Genomic DNA, 392 nt, shown 5'->3' on the forward strand with positions numbered 1-392 from the left:
GGTAGATAGGTTGGAGGTGGAAGTGCAGCAATGCATGGAGCTGACCAATACTAATCGGTCGAGGGCTTATCCAAAAAATAATTCGCAGATTCGTTTCGGATTCAGTTTTCAGGAATCAAATTCCTGAAGCATTTACGCTGTAAATGCCCGTTTGGTGGCGATAGCGGAGGGGTTCCACACGTACCCATCCCGAACACGACCGTTAAGCCCTCCAGCGCCGATGGTACTTGGACCGAAGGGTCCTGGGAGAGTAGGACGCCGCCAAGCGGACCATCCACACACATTGTGGTATTTTTTTTGCCCTGATTGGTTACATATTCCCTGATAGCTCAGTTGGTAGAGCACTCGACTGTTAATCGAGTTGTCACAGGTTCGAGTCCTGTTCGGGGAGC

At 50.5% G+C, this 392-nt stretch carries 1 tRNA gene and 1 rRNA gene; both read left to right on the forward strand.

The annotated features are described in order from the left end of the window. Window positions 1-150: 150 nt before the first annotated feature. Window positions 151-267, forward strand: a 5S ribosomal RNA gene (rrf, locus tag C173_RS27115). 51 nt (window positions 268-318) lie between these two features. Further along, a tRNA-Asn gene (locus C173_RS27120) sits at window positions 319-391 on the forward strand. Window position 392 lies beyond the last annotated feature (1 nt).

Origin of the sequence: Paenibacillus sp. FSL R7-277 (assembly GCF_000517965.1) — a bacterium.
Lineage (GTDB): Bacteria > Bacillota > Bacilli > Paenibacillales > Paenibacillaceae > Paenibacillus_AQ > Paenibacillus_AQ silagei.